At 32.9% G+C, this 423-nt stretch carries 1 protein-coding gene; it reads left to right on the plus strand.

Annotated features, from left to right (window positions below):
• Positions 1-423: ROK family protein (locus E4T88_RS17560; protein ID WP_135107584.1), on the plus strand; the 423-nt coding region annotated here is incomplete at both ends.

The following is a 423-nucleotide window of genomic DNA, read 5'->3' on the forward strand; positions in this document are numbered from 1 at the left end:
GTCTGTATCTATACATGGTGTCGTTGATAATGATCAAAATGTCATTTATTTACCATTCCACAAGACAGACGGGGTTTCTATAACAGAAATGCTAAAAGAATTTGCCCAAGTTCCTGTTATGATCGAAAATGAGGCAAATCTTTCTGCATTGTATGAACGTAATTTTAAGCATAGTTTATCGATTAATAACCTTATAGCGCTTAGCATTCATAAAGGTATTGGTGCGGGCTTAATTATTAATAATAAATTGTATCGCGGTGCCAATGGTGAAGCGGGTGAGATTGGAAAAACACTTGTATCAAAAGTAAGCAATAATGTGGAAACTTATCATAAGATTGAAGATATTTTTTCTCAAGAAGCTTTACTACAAAATTTAAGCCATCAATTAGGTGAGACGTTAACACTTAGTAAACTAATTCAATA

This window comes from Dysgonomonas mossii (assembly GCF_004569505.1).
In the GTDB taxonomy this organism is placed as follows: Bacteria; Bacteroidota; Bacteroidia; order Bacteroidales; family Dysgonomonadaceae; genus Dysgonomonas.